Annotated in this window: 15 protein-coding genes; 5 read left to right on the top strand and 10 right to left on the bottom strand. The window is 51.6% G+C overall.

Annotated elements, in window-relative coordinates:
• Positions 1–6: 6 nt before the first annotated feature.
• The 3 genes from SNR34_RS27410 to SNR34_RS27420 form a co-directional block, all read right to left on the bottom strand.
• Positions 7–1,731, bottom strand: a complete 1,725-nt coding sequence (locus SNR34_RS27410) for a spore germination protein (RefSeq protein ID WP_486180619.1) — start codon at positions 1,729–1,731, stop codon at positions 7–9.
• A 272-nt stretch (positions 1,732–2,003) separates the two neighbouring features.
• Positions 2,004–2,918 carry a methyl-accepting chemotaxis protein gene (locus tag SNR34_RS27415; RefSeq protein ID WP_339274763.1) on the bottom strand — a complete coding sequence of 305 codons (915 nt, stop codon included), beginning with the start codon at positions 2,916–2,918 and terminating at the stop codon, positions 2,004–2,006.
• A 167-nt stretch (positions 2,919–3,085) separates the two neighbouring features.
• Entirely contained in the window at positions 3,086–3,919 is an 834-nt protein-coding gene (locus SNR34_RS27420) for a MurR/RpiR family transcriptional regulator (RefSeq protein ID WP_486180620.1), read from the bottom strand.
• Positions 3,920–4,129: 210 nt separating this feature from the next.
• Between SNR34_RS27420 and SNR34_RS27425 the strand changes: the two genes are divergently transcribed.
• From SNR34_RS27425 to SNR34_RS27440, 4 genes are all read left to right on the top strand, one after another.
• Positions 4,130–5,017, top strand: coding sequence for a DUF8171 family membrane protein (locus SNR34_RS27425; RefSeq protein ID WP_486180621.1), 888 nt, complete (start codon positions 4,130–4,132; stop codon positions 5,015–5,017).
• Positions 5,010–7,076 (top strand): ABC transporter ATP-binding protein, encoded by a 2,067-nt coding sequence (locus SNR34_RS27430; protein WP_486180622.1) that lies wholly within the window; start codon positions 5,010–5,012, stop codon positions 7,074–7,076. Before SNR34_RS27425 ends, SNR34_RS27430 begins: the two co-directional genes overlap by 8 nt.
• A complete protein-coding gene (locus SNR34_RS27435; RefSeq protein WP_486180623.1) occupies positions 7,051–7,878 on the top strand; it encodes an energy-coupling factor transporter transmembrane component T family protein in 828 nt (275 codons plus the stop codon). Before SNR34_RS27430 ends, SNR34_RS27435 begins: the two co-directional genes overlap by 26 nt.
• A gap of 282 nt (positions 7,879–8,160) precedes the next feature.
• Entirely contained in the window at positions 8,161–8,940 is a 780-nt protein-coding gene (locus SNR34_RS27440) for a PHP domain-containing protein (RefSeq protein ID WP_486180624.1), read from the top strand.
• A gap of 129 nt (positions 8,941–9,069) precedes the next feature.
• Here the strand turns inward: SNR34_RS27440 and SNR34_RS27445 are convergent, their stop codons facing one another.
• Positions 9,070–9,639: a ferritin-like domain-containing protein gene (locus tag SNR34_RS27445; protein WP_343262045.1), complete on the bottom strand. Its 570-nt coding sequence runs from the start codon at positions 9,637–9,639 to the stop codon at positions 9,070–9,072.
• A 154-nt stretch (positions 9,640–9,793) separates the two neighbouring features.
• On the opposite strand from SNR34_RS27445, the gene SNR34_RS27450 reads away from it, so the two are divergent.
• Positions 9,794–10,321, top strand: coding sequence for a DinB family protein (locus tag SNR34_RS27450; protein WP_339274773.1), 528 nt, complete (start codon positions 9,794–9,796; stop codon positions 10,319–10,321).
• Positions 10,322–10,500: 179 nt separating this feature from the next.
• Here SNR34_RS27450 and SNR34_RS27455 read toward each other — a convergent pair whose 3' ends face one another.
• The 6 genes from SNR34_RS27455 to cdaA all read right to left on the bottom strand — a co-directional run bounded on the left by SNR34_RS27455 (position 10,501) and on the right by cdaA (position 17,309).
• Entirely contained in the window at positions 10,501–10,638 is a 138-nt protein-coding gene (locus SNR34_RS27455; protein WP_486180625.1) for a hypothetical protein, read from the bottom strand.
• A gap of 386 nt (positions 10,639–11,024) precedes the next feature.
• A complete protein-coding gene (gene glmS, locus SNR34_RS27460) occupies positions 11,025–12,857 on the bottom strand; it encodes a glutamine--fructose-6-phosphate transaminase (isomerizing) (RefSeq protein WP_236421525.1) in 1,833 nt (610 codons plus the stop codon).
• 297 nt (positions 12,858–13,154) lie between these two features.
• Positions 13,155–13,289, bottom strand: a complete 135-nt coding sequence (locus SNR34_RS27465) for a hypothetical protein (protein WP_290371515.1) — start codon at positions 13,287–13,289, stop codon at positions 13,155–13,157.
• Between the two features lie 280 nt (positions 13,290–13,569).
• The gene (gene glmM, locus SNR34_RS27470; RefSeq protein ID WP_339274776.1) at positions 13,570–14,910 is read right to left on the bottom strand and encodes a phosphoglucosamine mutase; all 1,341 of its coding nucleotides are present in this window, start codon (positions 14,908–14,910) and stop codon (positions 13,570–13,572) included.
• Positions 14,911–14,986: 76 nt separating this feature from the next.
• The gene (locus SNR34_RS27475; protein WP_339274777.1) at positions 14,987–16,477 is read right to left on the bottom strand and encodes a CdaR family protein; all 1,491 of its coding nucleotides are present in this window, start codon (positions 16,475–16,477) and stop codon (positions 14,987–14,989) included.
• On the bottom strand, positions 16,470–17,309 hold the full coding sequence (cdaA, locus tag SNR34_RS27480) for a diadenylate cyclase CdaA (RefSeq protein ID WP_236421522.1): 840 nt from the start codon (positions 17,307–17,309) through the stop codon (positions 16,470–16,472). Before cdaA ends, SNR34_RS27475 begins: the two co-directional genes overlap by 8 nt.
• Between the last annotated feature and the right edge of the window lie 337 nt (positions 17,310–17,646).

The raw sequence follows: 17,646 nt of genomic DNA on the forward strand, positions 1-17,646 counted from the left end.
CATGCCTCATTGTTTATTTGTGCGATCTTCGTCCTCCGGATTGGCCAATTTCGGCCGCAATCTCATCATTCGGATAGGAGCGCGAATGATGAAGTCTTTCCAGTCCCGCAGACTGTAAGGAACGGCCGGAGCCACGTAAGGCGCACCGAAGCTCGACAAACGGGCCAAATGCGTGCAAATCAACAGGAAAAACATGACCACGCCGAACAGCCCAAGCACCGCCGCGCTGAACATGGCTGCAAAACGCAATATCCGCAAGGTCAATCCCGCGCTGTATACCGGGATGGTAAACGAAGAAATGGCCGTCACGGCAACGACAATAACCAGGAACTGACTGATGATCCCTGCCTGCACGGCAGCCTGTCCGATAATCAAACCGCCAACGATGCCCATCGCAGGCCCGATCGGTTTGGGCAGCCGGATTCCGGCTTCGCGAAGGATCTCGATCGAAAGCTCCATGATGAGCACCTCGATAATCGACGGAAACGGCACCCCCGTCCTGGTTTCGATAATCGTTAGAACAAGCTTGGTCGGAATCAGTCCGGGGTGGAACGAGATAAACGAAATGTACAAGGCGGGGGCAAGCAGTGCCAACATCGCCGCCAGAAATCTCAGCATTCTCAAGAAAGTCCCCGGAATCCAGCGTTCGTAATAATCCTCGGGGGACTGAAGCAGCATGCTGAAGGTCACCGGAACGACGAGTACAAAAGGCGTGCCGTCCAGCAATATGGCCACCCTTCCTTCCAGAAGCGCACCCATAACCCGGTCAGGCCTTTCGGTGTTGAGCACTTGCTGAAAAGGACTAAACGTGTTGTCCTCGATCAGCTGCTCCACATATCCGGACTCCAGCATAATATCCATTTCCATCGCATTGACCCGTTCTCTGACTTCCTCGACCAATTTGGGGTCCGCAATATCCTGCATGTACGCAATCGCCAGATCTTTTTTGACCCGGGTGCCTACCTGATACTTCTCAATAAATAAGCTTTGATCGCTTCCATATCGACGCAATATGCCCGTGTTGTCGCTCAACTGCTCCGTGAATCCGATTCGCGGTCCACGGAGAAGCGCCTCTGATAAGGGTTCATCGATGCTGCGGGTCTTTCCCTGCGGTCCCCCGATAATGAAAGCTTTAGGCACGCCGTCCACAATCAATCCCGTTTTACCCCCGAGGACGCCCAGAGCGAACTTCTGCAGCGATTGCGTCTCTTCGTATACACTCACCATAAGCAAGCGATTCAACAGAAACGATTCGAGGAGGCTGGATCCCTCGGCTTGGGAAAAGCGCTCGAGCTCTTCCTCAGGGATACCATCCGTCATAAGCGGTGCCATCAGGGACTGGTCGAAGAGACTGGGATCGATCAATCCTTCGGTAAATACGGCCGCAATTCGGATGTCGGTCCCCTTGATCGTCAGCTCCCGAATGTAAACGTCCGCATTCCGGGCCACCGTTTCCCTGATACTAACGATGTCCGTGGAATATTTCCCGCTTATTTTGATGTTGGCATATCTCCCCGTTTCCGGATGCTGGTCTTGCTCCGATGCGCTCCCTGGAGAAGCTCCCCCCGCCCGCTCCAGATTTGAAGGTTTTGCCTTTTTGAAGCTGCCTCTCTTAATGGCATCATTCAACCAACGGGAAACGTACAGTATGACGACGGGAACGATGACCAATACGATGGCTTGAAACCATACGGAACCTTCCGGTATATAACTGAGCAGCTTAGACCACATCTTCCTCCCCCCAATACCATGGCTTCTCATAGCTACTGACTTCCTTGCCTCTGAAAGAAAATCCCGCAGTTGTTACAAAAGGCATGATTTAAATGCAAGGCATCGCCATAAGCTTTTGAGTTTTCCAAAGTATTGTGTCCCCGTCGGCTCACAATAATTCCCGTTTTTGCAAGCTTTTCGCACGTTGCCTTGCATCGGCAACGGCAAAAGGGCAGATTCCGTATTCGGGAATCTGCCTGTATTTTTAAATCAGGAATTGACCATCGCCTGGTTCATACCATTTTGGATACGTGCCCTGCCTTGATGTCGAGCAGCTGCGCGGATTCCGCCGTGTTCGTAAAGTCCCGAAGCGTAACCTCGATCTGTTTTTCGCTTTGTTCTACATACTGTCTTACCTGCTCGGTGCCTTTGGAAATGTTGTGAATTTCCTGGGTGATCCCTTGCACGCTGTCGCGGATTTCGTTGATGGAGTTTTCAACCATGGCGGACAGCTTTTTCACTTCCTTCGCCACGATATCGAAGCCTCTTCCATACTCCCCGGCATGCGCCGCCTCAATGGCAGCATTCAGCGCCAATAGTTGCGTTTGCGAAGCAATGTCCCGGACCGTTTTGACTACGCCCTGAATGTCAGCCGCCTGCTGCTGCAGATGGGCAAGCGTGGATTGGTTGTTAGCAGCCACCTGGGAGATCAGTGCTATGCTGGAGAGCAGTTCTTTGCTTCGCGCCGTTCCCTCTTCCGCCTGCTCGTTCAATCCGTGGGATAACGTTTTCAATTCATTAACAACGGTGGCGATGCTGTTCTGTCGCTTCGTAATATTCGTAGCTATTTTGGAGACCCCTAGAATGCGTTCGTTCTTTTTATCATAAATCGGCATGTAGGTCGCTTCCAGCCAGACAGAACTCCCCTGTGCATGTTTGCGTTCAATCTTGTCCTGGAAGCTGTTCCCGTTTAAAATGCTCTTCCAGAACGCTTCGTACTCGGGTCGGTTTACAAATTCGTCAAAACATAGCTGCCTATGGCTCATGCCAATCATCTCTTCCTTGGTATAACCCATAGTGGATGCAAATACATCATTGACATACACTACCTGACGATTCAAATCAAAACGAATGATGGCCAAACTTCTCTCGATGGCCTTAACAACCAAATCATCAGTGACCGCATCTTCCTTCAGCGCCTCTAACACAGTAATGGATCCCTCCGCCTAAATACTGTAATGCAGCGATCATACAACATTCGGATCATTTATTCTATGACCTTATGTGACAATATTTGCAACTAAACGACAAAAAAGCCGCGCAACGCACGCGGCTTATGTCGATGCAAACATAGACATCTTAATTAGAGGCCCCGTTATCCTCTAGGCAACTTGTCCGCATAACGGCTGCGCAGTTCGCCAAGCCGCTCCAACTGGGCTAACGCCTGTTCTTTCTGTTTCAATCCGACAGCGAGCACCATCTGTTCCATCAATAATAGCGGCGTGACCATGGAATGGAACTCCCCAAGCTCTCCCCGGCTGACATAGAACGAAATCGATGCCCCCATCCCGTATAACAAATCTTCCCTGTCTGTCACCAAAACGGCCTGGCTGCCCGTATTGCTGGCGTAATCGAGAATCACCTCGGCTTCCGGAAGCAAGCGGGTAAAGCAGAGCAGCAGCACCACATCCTCCTTCTGCATATGCATCAGCGTTTCCAGCAATTCATGTCCGCCTCCTGCCAATCGGACAACGGTCATCCCGAATCTGGACAAACGGAAGGACAGCAGCTCAGCCAATCCTGCCGAAGGTCCTGGGGCATAGACATATACCCTTCTCGCTTCCGAGAAAAGAACGGCGGCCTGCTCCAGATCTCCGCTCTTCATGCGAGAGAGCGTTTCCTGTAAATGCGCGACGGATGCCTCCAACAATTGAACGGGCAGGCTGTCGGTGTCCATGCGGGATATCGTTTTATTCAGTTTGAGGGCGGGAGTGGTATCCTCCGAAGTCCGTAGACGGATCTTGAACGCTTTGGCATTGTCGTAGCCGACGGCACGCCAAAAACGGGATACCGTGGCGATGCTGGTTCCAAGCCTGTCCGCGATTTCCTGCTCGGTCATGAATAACATGTCCTCCGGGTGGCGCTCAATGAAATCGGCGATTTTTTGATGTCCTGGCGATAGCTGATCTTTATGGGCAAACAAGTTCATATCCCTTGCACTCCTTTGAGGTCTCTGCAACCAGTATACCAGCAGCGCGAAACGAAAGCGGTTTGTTTCTGTAATATTTTTTTCATTAATTATGTAATGTTGTAATAAAAATTACGTTTGATTTACAAATCTCTTCTCCCCCGTTAATATTCCGGCTCTAGACTGTGGCTATGATCCACTGATCGATAAACTTTTCGGGAGGTATGACCAATGAAGAAGATGACTGAGCGTTATACGCTGACGTCTTCGCAGAAAATGATGGTGTTTGTGCTGTCCATGTCGCTGTACGGTTTGTCCAACATGTTCACCGAGTTGATTCCGAAATTGCAGCTGGGCCCCATCGAATTATCCGTAGAATATTTTGCGTTCATTCCGCTTACGCTGTGCATTTTGTTCCATCCGATGATTGCGGCCGTTGGCGCAGCCATGGGTGAGGTCATCTTTGGAGAATTAATGCTGGGGCAATTCGGGGGACTGGGCGAGCTGGAGAAGTTTATCACGTTCTCGTTTGCCATGTACGTCGCAGGCCGCATGGTGAGTGATCCCCGTAACCGCAGACAGGTTGGCGTCGCAGCGATGACGGGTGTCATCATACACCAGTTTCTCAGCTCGTTGGTCGATATCGGAAAGGTATGGATCGGCGTGGAACAGCTTGAAGCCGTTTCCGGGCTCGCCGAGAGCATCGTTGTTATTGAAGGCGTCGGGTTTCTGAATGACGTGTTGTTTTCGGGCATCCTGTTTGCCCTGCTGCCAACGCTCTACCTCGTTCCGATGCTGTATGGCAAAATCGAACCGCTGCTGGGCATCAAACCCCGCAATCCCGGCATGAAGTACGAAGGACTGGGCCTGTTCCGTCCAAAGCTTCTGTTGATCGGGCTGCTGCTGTTCCTGTTTGCCTTCGGGGCCGAGTCGCTATCCGAGATGGACATCAACTTCGCGGTATGGGAGACGGATTACGCGGACGAGTATGGCTCGGCCTCCATCTGGATCAGCATTGGCGCTGCAGCCGTCATCGCGCTGATTACCCTGCTGTTCATGCGGGCCAGACGCGGGAAAAGCAAAGTCGCGCCAGGGACGGAGAATCGTCCTTATGCGTAAATTCATGTCATTCTGGAGCACAAAGAAACCCGGTGAGCGCCTGGAGGAGCTTCACTTCAAAACGGGGCCCCTTTCTGGCCAAAACATCCATACCGACATCGAAAGGACTGCCCCGCGGAACGAGCCAAGCGAGTTTCTGGATGAGGGGGAGGTGCACTCTCACGAGGATATCCTTCCCTCCAGTGCCGTGGACGTTCGGAACGTAACCTTTACCTATCCCGGCTCTGCGGAGCCTGTCCTGAACGGACTGACACTTGAACTGGCACGGGGCAGCTTCACGGCTATCATCGGAGGCAACGGATGCGGCAAGTCCACCATGTGCAAGCTGTTCAACGGCCTGATTCCCCAATTCTATACGGGGGATTTCTCAGGAGAAGTCCATGTGCTTGGCATGCCGGTCGAAGGGCGGAACGTGGCCGAACTTTCCCGCAGCATCGGTTACGTTTATCAGGATTTCGATAATCAACTCGTACGTCCGACCGTACTGGATGAAGCCTGTTTTGCGCCGCTCAATTACGGTTTGCGCAACTACCGCGAACTCGGCGAACGCGCTCTCGCGATGTGCGGGCTCGAAGGAATCCAAGACCGTTACATCTGGGAACTGAGCGGCGGGCAAAAGCATCTGCTCGCTCTCGCTGGTGCACTTTCGATGGACCCGGAAATCCTGATCGTGGATGAACCGGTTTCCCAACTGGATCCGCAGCATGCCAAACAGATCTACGAGTGCCTGAAACGGCTGAACACCGATTATGGCAAAACGCTGATCGTTATTGAACATCATACCGAGTTTATCGCGGATTTTTGCCATGATGTCGTATTGATGGATCAGGGGCGTGCCTTATGGAAGCTGCCTGTTCAGGAGGGCCTTAACCGCGTAAGCGATTTGGAGCGGCTGGGGATTCAGCCGCCGGATGTTACCCGGGCAGCTATGGCTGCCGCCAAAGTTGGCTTGACCGTAGAACCCGTTGGGACACCAGCGTGTGCCACCGTCGGCACGATACCAACTTCCTACTGGCAGAATGGAACGGCGCCGTTCCCCGTCACCGTGGAGGAGGCAGCCATTTACTTTGCCGAGCGGTACATACTGGAAGCCCGTGCTTCACGAACAACGCCGGACGAGGCGACCGCTTCCGACTTGTCCGGGCAGGCCAACCATCCCAAGGCGGATCGTGAAGGGTATGATGCGTCCATAGCTCCACTGGTTCGCTTTAACGACACTCGTTTGCGATACAGGGGCCTTGGCAAACAGGAGCATGAGGTGCTTCGCGGCATAAATATTTCATTGCATGAAGGAGAACGGGTCGCGCTCATCGGCAACAACGGTGCAGGGAAATCCTCTCTCCTGAAATTGATTGCGGGTATTCATCTGCCCCAGGAAGGCAGCGTGACTGTGCTGGGGGAAAAGACGAATCGCTCTTCCATGGAACATCTGGCGGGAAAAGTGGCTTACATCTTCCAACAGTCGGCCGAGATGTTCATTCAGGACAGCGTCCGCAAGGAGGTCGGCTACTACTTGAAGGCTCGCGGCATGAAAGATGCCGATTCACGTATTGCCCATATGCTCGATCGGTTTCGACTGATTGATCTGCAGGATCGCGATGCGCGCCTGCTTAGCGGCGGACAGCAGCGCCGCGTCACCTTGGCCATCGGTGCAGCCATGCACCCCCGCCTGATGCTGCTGGACGAACCCACCGCCAATTTGGACATGGCTACACGCGAGGAACTGATTGGGGTGCTCTCCGAGCTGGATGAGCATGTGCGAACCACGGTCATCGCCACGCATGACATGCAGCTGGTCACCCAATGGGCCAGCCGCGTCATTGTGCTGCACAACGGACGAGTCGAAGCGGATGGGACGCCTGCCGACATTTTCTCCGATGCAGCGCTGCTTCGCCGGGCCGGTCTGGCGCTTACCCAAATTATGGAGCTGTCGCACCGCCTGAACATGCCTGGGCTTTGTCCAACGGCAGAGGCTTTTGCTGCCCGGCTGCTGCCATTGAACCATGCTGAACCGCTGAAAAAGGAGGCACATCATGCAGCTTGTCCGCAACTGGCTTGATAAAATTTCAATCGAACGCATTCAACTGGAGTTAATGAATACCGTATATGGAAGCGGGCATGCGAGCCTTTCGCGGCTTGACCCGAGGGTAATGCTGATCTGGTACCTTTTCTTTGCCATCGCGCCCTGGTTCATCCATAACGGAACGGTGCTGCTCGGATTGTTCCTGTTGATGGTCACCACGACCATTCTGTCTAGGGCAGCCATCTTTATCATCATCATTCTATGTCTTGGCCTGATTGGTCAGGTCGGCTGGATGTTCGTCATTTCACTGTTCTTTGGCGGGAGTCTGGAATCGGCGCTTCCTTTATTGCTGTTGACGCTGAAATTGTCCATCGTTTCGCTCGCCAGCATTACGGTGTTCTCGGGCATGGACCCCGAACGCATCGGGGACGGACTGCTCGCGCTGGGCATGCCGGCCGCGTTTTCCTTCAGCATGTCGTACGCCTATCGCATCCTGCCCGTATTGTTCGGGGAGTTCCGCAACATCATGTTGTCCTACAAGCTGCGCGGCCGGGCGCCATCGAAACATGGCTGGTTATATTGGAGATCGGTCGTTTATTACATGAAACTGCTGATGTTCTCGTTTTTCCCATTAATGCTGGCCACCGCCAAACGTTCGCGCACGACCGTTGAAGCATTGGAAACGCGCGGTTTCTCCTACGGGATGAACAACCCCGCGTCCAAACGGCTGAAGTTGGCCCACCTGCACATCGCCCCCCGCGATATTGCGTTCCTGACCGGGTCGGCGCTGTATGTCGCGCTGCTCTTCTGGGCCGGCGGGCAGTATGACATTTTATAATTTTTTATATAGGTTGAATTAGACAGTTACACGTTAACGGAGTGGGCAGAAAGAATCTGGAGAAGCGAAGCGTTCTAAAAGCTTTCTGAAAGAAAGCTGCATCGTAAGCATAGGCTTATCACCGGATTTTCCCCTGGAATAAGAGGATCAGAGGGATAAGAGTGATCGGAAGATGGTTCTGACCACGTAGTGGCTCCGTGTAAAAATTATTCGTTCAACTTATATAATCTAGAAAATTCATTACATCAATCATTCACGGTATGAAAGGAAGTGCCTTGCCTCATGCGCATTGACCTGCACACTCACGGCAAATTGTCCAAAAACTCCGATTTCTCCGTCGATTATTTCACGGAAATGATTCATGAAGCCAAAACGAACGGACTTGACGCGCTCGCCTTGACCGAGCATTTCAATACCCGCCATTTCTATGATGTCTACGAAAACCTGGATCGACTCTACCCGTACAATGGGGAGTATTACGATGCAGACGGGCTGCGCATCTTTCCCGGCATGGAAGTGGATATCGCGGAAACCGGACATATTCTGCTCATCGGCCAAAAGGAACATATTCTCGCCGTGCGCGGCGCATTGGAAAACTATACGGCCAAAGGGTCATTCATTCCTTTTGCCGACCTGCTCGACCTGGCCGAAGCCCGGCCCCTGCTGAAAATCGGGGCGCATCCGTTCCGCGAGTCCACCCCGCTGCATTCACTGGATCGTGCGTTGCTTGCACGCCTGGATGCCTTTGACCTGAACGCCAAGGACATGTACAAAGTCGGCATCCAGGCCACTCGCGATCAAGTCGGGCAATTCGCCGAATCGCTTGGCAAACCGGTAACGGCCGGCAGCGACACCCATCAATGCCTGCAATACGGCAGTGTATTTAATGTGCTGAAACGTCCCGCCGGCTCAAACGCCGAGCTGAAGGAACTGATTTTGGCAGGGGCCTATTCGATTGAAATCTCCGACGATCTGCCGCTTCGCGTCAAAGCTTCCGTCATGCTCAAAAAGCTGATGAAACGCCTTGCCAAGCTGGAAGCAGCCCGTTTCCAGGAGGCTTAATTCTCTGAATCGCTCATGACAGTAACGGGAACAGGATACAAAGACACCGTATTTAAAGGATGTGCTCCCTTGAGCATATCCTTTTTCACTTTTGTCACGCCGGGCGAGCTAATCTTTTGTTGCTTGGTTTTAATTTTGTAGTGCCCGCCGCGTATCCAAGGTTAAGAGGTAATTGTACTTAGTGGCATGTTTGATTTCATCCGTAATGATCTCAAACAGCATATCTCTGTAGTAACGGTCTGGAAGCCCTGCCCGAATATCCCGATAGCGTTCCACCGCGGCCAGCTCTCCAAAGAGCGCCTTGCGGACCCCGTCAATGTACGACGCCGGCTTCTCGAACGGCACGCTTTCAGGCGCGGCGATGACCCGGCCCGTAAAATGCTGATAAATCTGGCGGAACATGCGGTTATGCTTGCGTTCGTCGTCGCGAATGCTCTCGATGATTTCCTTTTCCTCATCCGAAGGAGCAACCGAGATCAGGTAATCGTAGAACATTTCGTCCTCTTTCTCACCCTCGACCGCTTTTTGGATCAACGCCAGTGCCTCTTCCAACGTTTTGTAGGACGACGACGTTTCCTGCCGCATATCGCCATAATAGGCGTAACCATAGTAAGCTTGGGCAGGGTAACCATAAGGATAAGAGGTGTAAGACAAATGCGCAGCATAATAAGGATAAAACTCGTTGTTCAGATGACTCATAAGCTCTCCCTTCGAAAACAGGATATTTATTCCATAGCCTATTATCCGTCCCGCCGAATGGTATCATGTCCCCTGCCGTTAAAACGATGAAATATTGGCCTGGGAATATATGCTACAATGAATGTAGAGTTATAATCTCAAAGGAGGCTTTGACATGATTGAAAGACCGACCACAGAGGAATATGCCGCTTTTTATGAAGGGTACATCCGACTTGTTCCTGAAGGCGACGTGATCGAGTTGCTGGAGAAACAAGCGAACACCGTACAAGCCTTGCTCTCCTCCTTGACGGAGGAACAAGGTGATTACCGTTACGCCGAAGGCAAATGGAGCGTGAAAGAGGTCATCGGCCACCTTGTGGACAACGAACGCATTATGAGCAACCGTTTGCTCCGCATCGCCAGAGGCGACGTCACGCCCCATCCGGGTTACGATCAGGACGTGCTCATGCAGAGCCATCCTTTCGACACGTACACGTTGACGGATCTAAGCGAAGAATATGCCGCTGTGCGACGCTCAACGATCCTCATGCTCCGTCACCTCACACCGGAAGCCTGGCTCCGTAAAGGCATCGTCAGCGATAATACGGCCTCGGCCCGGTCCATCGCCTTCGTCTTGGTTGGCCATGAGCTGCACCACTTGTCGGTGCTTCGCGATCGGTATTCGGTCGATTTGAAATTATAGTTGGGGTTCACAACATATTGGAATAACAAAACAAATAAACACCAGCTTTTGAAAGACATTCCCTTGGGTAGATCACTCGATCTGCCGGGGACGTAGTTCATTGAGCCGGTGTTTTTTATGGGCATGATCGTCATTTCTTGTTCGCCAAAATTGCTGCAAGACGAACTGCTGTAAAGAGTTCAGACATCCTCGAACCAGCCGGTCGTCTGCCTCTTCGCGTAATTCGCCAAAAAATCAAGCCCTCTCGCATCGTCGTTCAGGCACAATGTCGTGCCGTACCCTTCCGGATTACCCCGCCTTGGGCGAATTGTTCCCACCCCTACATGCCAAAGTTACTGCAGCATCTCCAAACCATCCGTTATAAAGCCCGGCGCGGCAACGAACGGCCGTTTGACCCCTGCTTCGATAATGCCGCAGCTCATCCGCCGTGGATGGCCTGATCCGTCTTGAATGCATGGCAATCATCCAATTTTTGGTTTTCGTTTACTTCACCGTATGGTATCACAAGAACATAATCTACTCCAAGGACAAAAACAACGACTTGTTGACACTGATTTAACGATTTGCAGAACTTCGGATGGAGATCTGGCAAGCATTCCATTGGTTTGTTATAGAACACTGCTGCATCAGAAACAAAAAAGTCCTGATGACATGACGTCATCAGGACTTTTTTAGCAGCATAGCTTGCTCGTTTTCTTGCTCCTTACTCCACCGTTACGCTTTTCGCCAGGTTACGTGGTTTATCCACATCGTGGCCCAGAGCGAGGGAAGCGTAGTAAGCCAGCAATTGCAGCACAACGACGGACAATGCCGGGTTCAGCAATGGCAGCGTCTTAGGAATCGCAAACGCTTGGTCTACGGATTTCAACAGCGTAGCCACATGCTCTTCGTACGTGATTGCCAGTACGTCAGCGCCGCGTGCTTTCACTTCTTTGATGTTGCTCACGGTTTTCTCCAGCACGTTCTCTTGCGTTGCCAAAGCAATCACAGGAATGCCTTCTTCGATCAACGCCAGCGTACCGTGTTTCAGTTCACCCGCAGCATACGCTTCGGAGTGGATGTAGGAGATCTCTTTCAGCTTCAAAGATCCCTCTTGCGCCACAGCGAAGTCCAGACCGCGACCGATGAAGAACAGGTGCTGGTGTTTGGAAATTTGCTCTGCATAATCCTTGATGGAATCTGCTTTTGCCAGCATGGATTCCACTTGCTCAGGCAATGCTTGCATTGCAGCGAGTGTGTGCGCGATCTCTTCCGCTGTTTGCGTACCGCGCACTTGCGCCAGATACAATGCAAACAGGTTGAACGCGATCAACTGCGATGTGTATGCTTTGGTCGATGCTACGGCAATTTCCGGTCCTGCCAAAGTAGCAATGACATCATTCGCATCACGCGCAATGGAGCTGCCCACTACGTTCGTGATGGCCAGTACGTGTGCACCATTGGCCTGTGCTTCACGCAGTGCAGCCAGCGTATCCGCCGTTTCGCCGGATTGGCTCACCACGATCACCAGCGTATCTTTGCCCACGATTGGGGAACGATAGCGGTACTCGGAAGCTACATCGGTTTCTACCGGAATGCGCACCAATTGCTCGATTACGGTACGTCCTACGAGACCTGCATGGTATGCAGTTCCGCAAGCAATGATTTGAATGTTGCGAATATTTTTAATTTGTTCCTCGGTCATTTTCAACTCAGGGAACAATACTTTTTTGCCTTCGCTGTCGATGCGGCCCAGCATCGTATCACGGTATGCTTTTGGCTGCTCATGAATTTCTTTCAGCATGAAGTGCTCGAATCCGCCTTTTTCTGCGGTTACGGCATCCCAATCGACACGAATCATTTCCCGAGAAATAAAATTGCCTTCAATCGTCATCAATTCGACAGCATCATGTGTCAAAACAGCCATCTCGCCATCGTTCAGGATGTATACATTGCGTGTATGCTCCAGAATCGCCGGGATATCCGAACCGATAAAGTTCTCGCCTTCACCAATACCGATAATAAGCGGGCTCGCTTGACGCACGGCAACCAATTTATTCGGCTCATACTCCGTCAATACGCCCAGGGCAAACGCACCGCGCATCAAAGTGATGACTTTTTGTACGGCTTTCACGATATCGCCTTCGTACTCACGTGCAATCAGGTGAGAAATAACCTCAGTATCCGTTTCGGAAGAGAACGTATGACCTTGAGCGATCAGTTCGTCTTTCAGCTCCAGGTAGTTCTCGATGATCCCGTTGTGTACAACGGAGAATTTTTGGCTCTCATCCGTGTGTGGATGGGAATTCTCATCCGATGGTTTACCGTGAGTTGCCCAACGTGTATGACCGATACCCGCATTCCCGACCAGCGGTGCGCCTTCCAGTTTCGCTTCAAGGTTCGCGAGACGGCCAAGCGCTTTGGTGATTTGCAGGCCTTCTGGCGTAAATACGGCGATCCCTGCGGAATCGTACCCGCGATACTCCAGCTTTTTCAGACCTTCGATCAATACCGATTGAGTGTTTTTGTTACCAATATATCCAACAATACCGCACATAGTTTAGTTCCTCCGTTTATATATGAATGCAGGACGCATGAATGAGAAACGAGCCATCGCGGTACGAGGAAATGATGGAAATATTCTCCCGTAATCCTATGGAAAACGGTGATCTATTCAATTATCAATGATCTGAACGGACCGATCCCGTTCATAGGTCATCCTTATCATCGTTCTGGATGAAATCATGAATGCACATCATTTCCCGTCCGCACACGAATCGTGTTCTCTGCGCACATTCACTTGAATTTTTTGTTGATAATCCATGTTGCACCTACCGGCGCGTTGTGTGGACAGTCACCCATCCATTTTCCGCAAATCCGGTTTACGGCTCTGGTGCATCACCGGGAGGTCCCCGCCGAACATTCCGAACACCTCCACCTCGTCAGCTTGATTGCCGTGAACGTTATCGATCCGCCTTACCAAAGACATCTCGCACAACGTTCTCCCCGCGCAATGGTTCAAGCTCTGGCGCTTGTATAACTGTAACCTCACAACCCTCGCTTTCTGTGTCTGAATGACGACTCCACTCATTATATGCATGTCGGGTTCATTTTGCAATGGAGCAAAGTACCTGTGACCATTTCATCAGATTTCTATCAGTTTTACCCACGGTCCCGACCTGGAAAACGGGCTACCGACTCACCAGCTCGGGACGAAGGGTATATATCATATTTATGGAAATAACCCATAATAAGGCTGGATCAATGACTTAAACCAGTTCTTTTTGCACAACGTCCGCAATCTGCGATACGAATTGCTCCAGTTCCGCTTTGTCCGGGCCTTCCGCCATAACACGGATCAGGGACTCGGTACCGGAGGCCCGTACAAGCACGCGGCCATTGTCGCCAAGCTGTTTTTCCACAACGGCAATGGCTTCACCGATGGCGGCGTTGCCCTCGTACTTGGATTTATCCTTTACGCGAACGTTCACCAGTACTTGCGGGTATTGCTTCATCAGGGATTTCAGCTCGCTCAGCTTTTGGCCGGATGCTTTCAGGGTGTCCACCAATTGAATGGCTGTCAGCATGCCGTCTCCGGTCGTGTTGTAATCCAGGAAAATGACATGTCCGGACTGCTCTCCGCCAAGGTTATAGCCTCCGCGACGCATTTCTTCCATGACGTACCGGTCGCCTACTGCCGTTTTCGCCGTTTTGAGCGACAGCTTCTCTGCTGCTTTGTAGAAACCGATGTTGCTCATCACCGTAGATACGATCGTGCTATCCTTAAGTTTGCCTGCACGGTTCATCGCATCCCCGCAAATGCACAGGATGAAGTCGCCGTCCACTTCGGCTCCCGTCTCATCAATGGCAATCAGACGATCCGCATCCCCGTCAAACGCCAGGCCCAGATCGGCTTGGTGTTTGATCACCTCTTGCTTGAGAGCTTCCGGATGGGTCGATCCGCATTGTTCGTTAATGTTCAGGCCGTTTGGCTCAGCGCCGATGGCAATGACTTCTGCACCTAGTTCGGCGAACAATTTGGGAGCCAGCTCGTAAGCTGCGCCATTCGCGCAGTCCAGTACGATTTTAAGCCCGGAGAACGATTCGCTCACCGTTGTTTTCAAGTAATCGAGATAGCGATAACGAGACTCCTCATCCACGGTCACCGTGCCCAAACCGGCACCTACAGGGCGTGGCAGCTCATCCTTTTCCGCATCCATCAATTCTTCAATCCGATTTTCCGTCTCGTCAGACAGCTTGAAGCCATCTCCGCCGAAAAACTTGATGCCATTATCCTCCACCGGATTGTGGGAGGCCGAGATCATCACCCCTGCATCGGCTTTCAGCAACCGCGTCAAATAGGCGACACCCGGTGTCGACACTACGCCAAGACGGATTACATCCGCACCGATGGACAATAGTCCTGCAACCAAGGCAGATTCAAGCATGAGTCCGGAAATACGCGTATCCATGCCGATGACCACCTTAGGTCTCTCTACGCCGCCTGCAAGCACATAACCGCCGCATCGCCCGATGCTGTAAGCCAGTTCTGCGGTCAGCTCTTTATTGGCAACCCCTCTTACACCGTCTGTCCCAAAATATTTCCCCATGATCTAACTCCTTCTGTTCGCATCATATCAAGACATCATCATTATTTTAAAATTCCTGTTCATTTGACTGAAAAAGTTACGGATTCGAACCAGCGTCGTTTCCAAGGTTACTGCTCGTACCCGGGGTCGTAACACTTCCCTGGGTCTCCTGCTCCGGATTGTCCGTATTCGATTCAGGCTCCTCCTCCTCGGTAGCAGGGTCAGTCCCTCCGTTATTCTCTACCTCCGCTGGCGAAGGCTTAGGACCCAATGTATCGCCCTCACCACCGGATGTTTGCCCATCCGGGGCTGCCGACGTTTCATCTGCCTTCTCGGTAAGCTGAACCGTGGCATGAAGAGTGCCGGACGAATCATCAAGCTTGGCAAAACGGGGCAGCTCTGCCTGCAGCTGCACATTGTGCGTGCCGCTGTCCAAACCTGTAAGGTCTGCCGTCAGTTTGATATCGCCTTCCGACACGCCTTGCAGCATGCTTTCCGGTCCGCGCAGCGTAACGTCAAGCCCACCGCTTTTGGGTGTAACCAGGGTGCCTTCCAATCCTTCACCGATCCCTGCCAGCGTAATCGGAATGTTGGAAAACACCTTGGTGGTCTCCTCAGCTTCATTGTAAGGCGAGATCGTAACCTTGAGTTGAATCGAACTAGGCTCGATTTTCTCAAAACCGGAAGGCGGCGTCAAGTCCACGTTAACTGTGGAGGTACCTGCCTGATCAAACTGGGTGAGATCCAGGGTCACTTGGTCGTAGGACTGTATGCCCGCCAATGCCTGCTCGTTCCCATATACCATGACTTCTTTCACGTTCGGCTCTACGCTGGACAACACCAAGTCCTCCGGCAGTTGGCCTGAATATGTGATTCTTAAGGGTATAGAAACATAGGGCTGATTGACCGGAATCCGTACATCCACCGTTTCCGGTGCAATCACTGCATTTTCAATCACTTTGCCTTCGGTATCATAGGCTTGAAGTTTAACTTTTTTCTGCACGATGTCTTCTTTGGCATCCTTGATGCTTACGGTACCCTGAACTTTGGCCACAGCGTCCATTTGCCCCTCGGGTAACGTCACTTTAACCTGGCCGGAAGGCTCCACGACCGGAGTCCCGACGGTGTATCCTTCCGCGGCTTTCCCTTCCGGTACAATATTCACATCGAATGATTTCGTGCTCAGTTTCTCCACGTTCACCGTCACCATCGAAGGCTCCATGCTGACGACCTCAACGCCTGATGGCAGATCGGGCACGAGCGGCAGCGTGTTGGATCCGTCTTTCACGCCGCTCAGATCCACGAGCACTTTGTAGTCGTCGTTCGTGAATATGGACGTCAGTCTTGAACGTTGGCCCTTGATTTCTAAACGAACCTCATCGGTGCTTAACGACGTCAGCACATACGCGCTGCTATCCAGCCCGTAGGGCTGAATGGCTACCGTTCGCTCCACAACGTGGCTGCTCGTTCCCGTAGTGATCGTTGGCGTCGTAGGCACTTCGTCCAAATGAATCATGAACCAAAGCAGCAAGCTTACGGCCAAAGCAAGGACCTTGGCAAAATTGTTGTTATTGAACCATTTATCCATTACGCCGTCCCTCCTTCCGTCTCAAGAGGAACGCCAGTCCCTTTTTCTTGGACAAATTGGAGGTTGGCCGAAGTTCTTCATACAGTTTGGCAATCAATGATTCTTCCTTGATGTCGCGCACGATCTGACCATTCATGGCCAAAGACACTTGCCCTGTCTCCTCGGAAACGATGAGGCATACCGCATCCGCTACCTCCGTAATGCCAATCGCCGCACGATGGCGAGTTCCGAGTTCCTTGCTGATAAACGGATTTTCGGACAATGGCAGGTAACAGGCTGCGGCAGTGATTTGTTTGCCCTGAATAATGACCGCCCCATCATGAAGCGGCGTATTCGGAATAAATATGTTGATCATCAGTTCAGAGCTGACCAAGGACTGCATTTGAATGCCTGATTCCGTATAATCGTTCAATCCGGTTTCACGCTCAAATACGACCAGAGCCCCGATTTTCCGGCGCGACAAATAGTTCACGGACTTAATGATCTCTCCAATAAGCACGGTTAACTCCTCGTCGCTGGCTGCGGTCGACCGGCCAAACAGTTTGCCCCGGCCCAACTGCTCCAAACCGCGGCGAAGCTCGGGCTGAAAGATGATAAAGACGGCAACGACGCCGAACGTAAACATCTGATTCATCAGCCATTTCAACGTATACAGGTTCAGCCAAGTGCTCAACGCCCAGATCAGGACAAGAAACAAAATGCCCTTAAGAAGCTGGACGGCCCGCGTACCCCGTACAAGCAAAATCAGTTTGTACATAATATAGGTAACGATTAATATATCGATAATGTCCTTGATGGACTCTTGCCAAGTCAAGTCAGCAAAATAGTTCATAACCCAGCCCCCGTTGTCCCAATGGTGAGTAAACCATGCTCCGATATTTACCCCTTCAGGGATTTGTATGACCAAGATTCTCTTCGCAACCGGTATGTTCCCGATCGAAAAGAAAGCAAGAGAAACTCTATATGTAGTATTATGTTCTCTTTAGTATCTAGGTTATAACGTTAACGTTCATGTTGCAAGTTGCGTCGGTCTTAAACTGCACATATTACGCGAAATTCCCATAAATTTCATAGAAATTGACTCCGCAGCTCCTCATACGGAACCAGGAACCTGACTTTGATATAAAATTCCTTCCTCATAACTACAAAAAGGCACCCCCTAGTTATCG

It is taken from the genome of Paenibacillus sp. XP01 (genome assembly GCF_057364885.1).

Coding starts and splice junctions, on each gene's coding strand:
- SNR34_RS27420 (WP_486180620.1), bottom strand. CDS start 3,919: ATGAACTTGTTTGCCCATAAAGATCAGCTATCGCCAGGACATCAAAAA.
- cdaA (WP_236421522.1), bottom strand. CDS start 17,309: ATGAACTATTTTGCTGACTTGACTTGGCAAGAGTCCATCAAGGACATT.
- SNR34_RS27430 (WP_486180622.1), top strand. CDS start 5,010: ATGCGTAAATTCATGTCATTCTGGAGCACAAAGAAACCCGGTGAGCGC.
- glmS (WP_236421525.1), bottom strand. CDS start 12,857: ATGTGCGGTATTGTTGGATATATTGGTAACAAAAACACTCAATCGGTA.
- SNR34_RS27465 (WP_290371515.1), bottom strand. CDS start 13,289: ATGTCTTTGGTAAGGCGGATCGATAACGTTCACGGCAATCAAGCTGAC.
- SNR34_RS27435 (WP_486180623.1), top strand. CDS start 7,051: ATGCAGCTTGTCCGCAACTGGCTTGATAAAATTTCAATCGAACGCATT.
- SNR34_RS27475 (WP_339274777.1), bottom strand. CDS start 16,477: ATGGATAAATGGTTCAATAACAACAATTTTGCCAAGGTCCTTGCTTTG.
- SNR34_RS27425 (WP_486180621.1), top strand. CDS start 4,130: ATGAAGAAGATGACTGAGCGTTATACGCTGACGTCTTCGCAGAAAATG.
- SNR34_RS27445 (WP_343262045.1), bottom strand. CDS start 9,639: ATGAGTCATCTGAACAACGAGTTTTATCCTTATTATGCTGCGCATTTG.
- SNR34_RS27410 (WP_486180619.1), bottom strand. CDS start 1,731: ATGTGGTCTAAGCTGCTCAGTTATATACCGGAAGGTTCCGTATGGTTT.
- glmM (WP_339274776.1), bottom strand. CDS start 14,910: ATGGGGAAATATTTTGGGACAGACGGTGTAAGAGGGGTTGCCAATAAA.
- SNR34_RS27440 (WP_486180624.1), top strand. CDS start 8,161: ATGCGCATTGACCTGCACACTCACGGCAAATTGTCCAAAAACTCCGAT.
- SNR34_RS27450 (WP_339274773.1), top strand. CDS start 9,794: ATGATTGAAAGACCGACCACAGAGGAATATGCCGCTTTTTATGAAGGG.